This window comes from uncultured Flavobacterium sp. (genome assembly GCF_963975005.1).
GTDB lineage: Bacteria > Bacteroidota > Bacteroidia > Flavobacteriales > Flavobacteriaceae > Flavobacterium.
The window spans coordinates 1-6,874 of the sequence record NZ_CAXBFR010000144.1; the positions used below are offsets into that span (position 1 = coordinate 1).

At 34.2% G+C, this 6,874-nt stretch carries 2 protein-coding genes; both read right to left on the bottom strand.

All coding sequences use genetic code 11. The features are described 5' to 3' along the window. Positions 1 to 3,747 (bottom strand): DNA-directed RNA polymerase subunit beta' (gene rpoC / locus AACZ53_RS13125; RefSeq protein ID WP_339839309.1); only part of this gene is annotated, 3,747 nt, incomplete at its 3' end. 80 nt (positions 3,748 to 3,827) lie between these two features. Then, a partial coding sequence (gene rpoB / locus AACZ53_RS13130) for a DNA-directed RNA polymerase subunit beta (protein WP_339839312.1) occupies positions 3,828 to 6,874 on the bottom strand: 3,047 nt, incomplete at its 5' end.

The window sequence follows — 6,874 nt, forward strand, 5'->3', positions numbered from 1 at the left end:
AAGACGATATACTTCTTGAATTTCATTAACCAAATACTGTTGAACAGCAGCTGGTCCTTTAATTCTTAAAATATCTTCTGGAGTAATTGCTCCGTCAGAAAGAGAAGTACCTGCTTTAACAAAGTCATTTTCTTGAACTAGAATCTGATTATTAAGTTTAACTAAATATTTCTTCACTTCACCAAATTTAGATTCAATAGCAATTTCTCTATTTCCTCTTTTGATTTTTCCGAATGTAACTACACCGTCAATCTCAGACACTACAGCTGGATTTGAAGGATTACGAGCTTCTAACAACTCAGTAATTCTTGGTAAACCTCCTGTAATATCACTTGATTTAGAAGAACGACGAGGAATTTTTACAAGAATTTTTCCTGCTTTAATTTTCTCTCCGTTATCTACCATAAGGTGAGCTCCAACTGGTAAGTTATAAGAACGAACTAATTCACCATCTTTAGCATAAATCAATAAAGTAGGAATTAATTTTTTACTTCTTGAATCAGAAATTACTTTTTCTTGGAAACCAGTTTGTTCATCGACTTCAACCATGAACGAATGTCCTTGTTCGATATCTTCGTATTCAACTTTACCTGTAAATTCTGAAATTATAACTCCATTATATGGATCCCATTTACAAATAACTGTTCCTTTATCCACTACATCACCATCTTTAACATAGATAGTAGATCCATAAGGAATATTGTGTGTATTTAATAAAATACCTGTTTTAGGTTCAATTAATTTAAGTTCTGTAGAACGAGAAATCACAATATCAATTGGATTTCCTTCAGCATCTTCACCTTTAACTGTTTTTAAATCATCTAATTCTAAACGACCTGCAAACTTAGTTAAGATATTTGATTCTTCAGAAAGTCCACCCGCAACTCCACCAACGTGGAATGTACGAAGTGTTAACTGCGTTCCTGGTTCTCCAATAGATTGAGCAGCAATAACTCCAACTGCTTCACCTCTTTGCGTCATTTTACCAGTGGCTAAGTTTCTTCCGTAACATTTAGCACAGATTCCTTTTTTAGCTTCACAAGTTAATGGCGAACGAACTTCAACACTTTCAATTGGTGATTCTTCAATTTTCTTCACATGAGAAGCAACAATTTCTTCACCAGCATGAACAATAACATTAGTTGTTAAGGGATCGATTACATCTTGTAATGCAACACGTCCTAAAATTCTATCGCCTAAAGTTTCAACAATTTCCTCATTTTTCTTTAAAGGAGAAACCTCAATTCCTCTTAATGTTCCACAATCAACAGAGTTAACAATAACATCTTGAGATACATCATGTAATCTACGTGTTAAATAACCTGCATCGGCAGTTTTAAGAGCAGTATCCGCAAGACCTTTACGCGCACCGTGAGTAGAAATAAAATACTCAAGAATAGAAAGACCTTCCTTAAAGTTAGAAAGAATTGGATTTTCTATAATTTCACCACCACCAGCAGTTGATTTTTTAGGCTTAGCCATCAAACCACGCATACCAGTTAACTGACGAATTTGTTCTTTAGAACCCCTTGCTCCAGAATCAAGCATCATATACACAGAGTTAAAACCTTGTTGGTCTTCTCTAATGTTTTTCATTGCCAGCTCTGTTAATTGAGCATTTGCAGAAGTCCAGATATCAATAACTTGGTTGTAACGTTCGTTATTGGTAATAAGACCCATGTTATAGTTTACTGAAATCGCATCCACTTGAACACGAGCATCAGCAATTAATTGTCCTTTTTGTTCAGGAATTCTAATATCACCTAAAGAGAAAGACAAACCTCCTCTAAATGCGAATTTATACCCCATATTTTTGATATTATCTAAGAATGCAGCTGTTACTGGAACATTTGTTGCATTAAGAATTTGACCAATAATATCCCTTAAAGATTTTTTAGTTAAAACCTCATTTACATAACCTGCAGCTTCTGGAACAACTTCATTAAATAAAACTCTACCTGCGGTAGTTTGAATTATTTTATAAACTAATTCTCCTTCTTCATTAAAGTCTTTTGCTCTAATCTTAACTCTTGCATTTAAGTCAAGTTTCTCTTCATTTAAAGCAATATTTACTTCTTCTGCTGAATAGAATGTTAATCCTTCTCCTTTAATTTTTACTTCTGGAGTAGAAATACGCTCTTTTGTCATATAATATAAACCAAGTACCATGTCCTGAGAAGGTACAGTAATTGGAGCACCATTTGCAGGATTCAAGATATTATGAGAAGCCAACATTAACAATTGACATTCTAAAATAGCTTCTGGTCCTAATGGTAAATGAACAGCCATCTGGTCACCATCAAAATCGGCATTGAAGGCAGTACACACTAATGGGTGTAACTGAATTGCTTTTCCTTCAATTAATTTTGGTTGGAATGCCTGAATACCAAGTCTGTGCAATGTAGGAGCACGGTTAAGCATAACCGGGTGACCTTTAATTACATTTTCTAAGATATCCCAAACAACTGGTTCTTTTTTATCTATAATTTTCTTTGCAGATTTTACTGTTTTAACGATTCCTCTTTCTATCAATTTACGGATAACGAAAGGTTTGTATAATTCAGCTGCCATATCTTTTGGCAATCCACATTCAAATAATTTTAATTCTGGTCCAACAACAATTACCGAACGAGCAGAATAATCCACACGCTTACCAAGTAAGTTTTGACGGAAACGACCTTGTTTACCTTTTAAGGAATCAGATAAAGATTTTAAAGGTCTGTTAGATTCAGTTTTTACAGCTGAAGCTTTACGTGTGTTATCAAATAATGAATCTACTGATTCTTGTAACATACGTTTTTCGTTTCTTAAGATAACTTCTGGAGCTTTAATTTCCATAAGTCTTTTTAAACGATTGTTACGGATGATTACTCTTCTGTATAAATCATTTAAATCTGAAGTTGCGAAACGACCACCATCAAGAGGCACAAGAGGACGTAATTCTGGTGGTATAACCGGAATTGCTTTTAAAATCATCCATTGAGGAAGATTTTCTCTGTTCTTGTTTGATTCTCTAAACGCTTCTACAATTACAAGACGTTTTAAAGCTTCAGTCTTACGTTGTTTAGACGTTTCTGTGTTAGCAGCATGTCTTAATTCGTAAGATAATGTTTCTAAATCTATACGAGCTAATAAGTCCATAATACATTCAGCACCCATTTTAGCGATGAATTTATTTGGGTCATTATCATCAAGATATTGATTTTCCATTGGAAGAGTATCTAAAATATTTAAATATTCTTCTTCTGTTAAAAAGTCTAATCTTTTTAATTCTTCACCTTCTGGTCCTTTAGCAATACCTGTTTGAATCACTACATATCTTTCGTAGTAGATAATCATATCTAATTTCTTAGATGGCAAACCTAAAATGTAACCAATTTTGTTAGGTAAAGAACGGAAATACCAGATATGAGCTATTGGCACAACAAGGTTGATGTGTCCTACTCTATCTCTACGTACTTTCTTTTCAGTAACTTCAACACCACATCGGTCACATACGATACCTTTGTAGCGAATTCTTTTATATTTTCCACAAGCACACTCATAATCTTTAACTGGACCGAAAATACGCTCACAGAAAAGACCATCTCTTTCTGGTTTGTGTGTACGATAGTTGATGGTTTCTGGTTTTAAAACCTCACCTCTAGATTCTGCCAAAATTGATTCTGGAGAAGCAAGTCCTATCGAGATTTTACTAAATCTCTTGATTGGAGTATTTTTATTGTCTCTATTTCTATTGTTCATCATAGTCGTAACATTTAAAAAGTGTTCAGTGTTCAGCAAACAGTGTTTAGAAATATCCAAACACTGTTACTGCCAACTATTTTTTATTCTTCTAATCTAATGTCTAATCCAAGACCTTTTAATTCATGCATTAATACATTGAATGATTCAGGTAATCCTGGTTCTGGCATAACTTCACCTTTAACGATTGATTCGTAAGTTTTTGCTCTACCAATAACATCATCAGATTTAACCGTCAAGATTTCTCTTAGTGTACTTGATGCTCCATAGGCTTCAAGTGCCCAAACCTCCATCTCTCCAAAACGTTGACCTCCAAATTGTGCTTTACCACCAAGAGGTTGTTGCGTAATAAGTGAGTATGGTCCAATAGAACGAGCGTGCATTTTATCGTCAACCATATGTCCTAGTTTCAACATATAGATAACTCCAACTGTTGCTGCTTGATGGAAACGTTCTCCAGTTCCACCATCATATAAATAGGTATGACCGAATTGAGGAATTCCTGCTTCATCAGTTAACTCATTAATTTGGTCTAAAGTTGCACCATCAAAAATAGGTGTTGCAAATTTTCTGTTTAATTTTTGACCAGCCCATCCAAGAACTGTTTCATAAATTTGACCAATATTCATACGAGAAGGTACTCCAAGAGGATTCAATACAATATCAACAGGCGTTCCGTCTTCAAGGAATGGCATATCTTCATGACGAACGATACGAGCCACAATACCTTTATTACCGTGACGACCTGCCATCTTATCTCCTACTTTAAGTTTACGTTTCTTAGCGATATAAACTTTAGCAAGTTTTAAGATTCCTGCTGGTAATTCATCTCCAACGGTGATAGTAAATTTCTCTCTTCTTAACCAACCTTGTAAATCGTTTAATTTGATTTTGTAGTTGTGAATTAAGTCATTTACTAAAGAATTTGTATTATCATCTGTTGTCCATTGACCTTTTGTCAAGTGAGCAAAATCATCAACAGCGAACAACATTTTTTGAGTGAATTTTTTTCCTTTTGGTAATACTTCTTCACCTAAATCGTTCATTACACCTTGAGATGTTTTTCCGTTAACGATTGTGAATAATTTATCGATAAGTTTTTCTTTCAACTCGTTTGATTTTACATCAAACTCTGTTTCAAGCTTATCAATATCTTCTTTATCTTTTGTACGCTTACGTTTATCTTTAACTGCTTTTGCAAACAATTTTTTATCTAAAACTACACCATGTAATGAAGGTGAAGCTTTTAATGAAGCATCTTTTACATCACCAGCTTTATCACCAAAGATTGCTCTTAGTAATTTTTCTTCAGGTGTTGGATCAGATTCTCCTTTTGGTGTGATTTTTCCGATAAGAATATCGCCAGGTTTAACCTCTGCACCAATTCTAATCATTCCATTTTCATCTAAATCTTTTGTTGCTTCTTCAGAAACGTTTGGAATATCATTAGTTAACTCTTCGTTACCTAATTTAGTATCTCTAACTTCTAAAGTATAGTCATCAATATGAATAGATGTAAAAATATCATCACGAACTACTTTTTCTGAAATTACAATTGCATCCTCAAAGTTATAACCTTTCCATGGCATAAATGCTACTTTAAGATTTCTTCCTAATGCTAATTCTCCATTTTGAGTAGCGTATCCTTCACAAAGTACTTGACCTTTAACGACTCTATCCCCTTTTCTTACTATAGGTTTTAGGTTAATAGAGGTACTTTGATTCGTTTTTCTAAATTTAATTAAGTTATATGACTTTTCATCAGAATCAAAACTCACAAGTCTTTCTTCTTCTGTTCTGTCATATTTGATAGTAATAGAGTTTGCATCAACATATTCAACAAGTCCATTACCTTCAGCATTAATAAGTACACGAGAATCTGAAGCTACTTGTCTTTCTAATCCAGTTCCAACAATTGGAGCTTCTGGACGTAATAAAGGCACCGCTTGACGCATCATGTTAGATCCCATCAAGGCTCTATTCGCATCATCATGTTCCAAGAAAGGAATTAACGAAGCAGAAATAGATGCAATTTGATTTGGAGCAACGTCAGCGTAATGAATAGCAGATGGTTCCACAACTGGGAAATCTCCTTCTTCTCGAGCAATTACTCTATCGGCTAAAATTTTACCATTAGCATCAATATCAATATTTGCTTGAGAAATCATTTTACCTTCTTCTTCCTCAGCACTTAAATAAATAGGTTCGTCTGTAATATTAATTACCCCATTATCAACTTTACGATAAGGTGTTTCGATGAATCCCATTCCGTTTACTTTAGCATAAACACCAAGTGACGAAATAAGTCCAATGTTTGGTCCCTCAGGAGTTTCAATTGGACACAAACGACCGTAGTGCGTATAGTGAACATCTCGAACCTCAAATCCAGCTCTTTCTCTTGATAAACCACCAGGTCCTAGTGCAGATAATCTACGCTTGTGAGTAATCTCAGCTAATGGATTCGTTTGATCCATAAATTGAGACAACTGGTTTGTTCCGAAGAATGAGTTTATAACAGATGATAATGTTTTAGCATTGATCAAATCAATTGGTGTAAATACTTCGTTATCTCTAACGTTCATTCTTTCACGAATTGTTCTTGCCATACGAGCAAGACCAACACCAAATTGTTGAGATAATTGCTCCCCAACTGTTCTTACACGTCTATTTGATAAGTGATCGATATCATCAATATCTGCTTTAGCATTTATCAATTCAATCAAATATTTAACAATAGTTATGATATCTTCTTTGGTAAGCACTTGCTTTTCCATAGGAGTGTCAAGACCTAATTTTTTGTTTATTCTATAACGACCAACTTCACCTAAGTTATATCTTTGGTCAGAGAAGAACAATTTATCAATAATTCCACGTGCTGTTTCCTCATCAGGCGGTTCAGCATTACGCAGTTGTCTATATATATGTTCTACAGCTTCTTTTTCAGAGTTTGTAGGGTCTTTTTGTAGCGTATTATGAATAATTGCATAATCAGCTTGATTGCTATCTTCTTTGTGTAATAAAACAGTTTTTACATCAGCTGTAATAATTTCCTCAACATTATCTTTGTCAAGAATAGTATCACGATCTAAAATAATTTCATTACGTTCGATAGAAACTACTTCACCAGTAT